Origin of the sequence: Paraburkholderia sp. J8-2, assembly GCF_905220195.1 — a bacterium.
Lineage (GTDB): Bacteria > Pseudomonadota > Gammaproteobacteria > Burkholderiales > Burkholderiaceae > Paraburkholderia.
Genome location: NZ_CAJMZA010000136.1, coordinates 1 through 356, shown reverse-complemented (window position 1 = coordinate 356; position 356 = coordinate 1). Strand labels below are relative to the sequence as shown.

Annotated in this window: 1 pseudogene; it reads left to right on the top strand. The window is 66.3% G+C overall.

Annotated elements, in window-relative coordinates:
• Positions 1 to 356 (top strand): annotated as a pseudogene (locus U5A52_RS43155) (MarR family transcriptional regulator); the annotation flags it as partial.

Here is a 356-nt window from a genome sequence, read left to right as displayed (position 1 = left end):
GGAGTTCGACTATGCGGTGGCCGCGTACGACCAGACGCTCATTGGGGCGCTCAGCGGCGTGGCCACGCAGCTCGCGCAGATCCGCTCGAACGACGCGCAGCTCGCCGATGCACAAATCGCGCAGCAGGCGGCGCGCGACGCCGACCAGCTCGCGATCCTGCAGTACAAGGGCGGGCTGACCAATCAGCTCACGGTGCTCAATGCCGACGTCACGGCGCTGAACGCCGACGAAGCCGTCGCCAACCTGAAGATGGATCGCCGCGACGAACAGATCGCGCTGGCTTCGGATTTGGGTGGCGGCTATGTCGATACCTCAGCCGATACCGGCCACCACACGGACGTTGCCGCCCAACCTG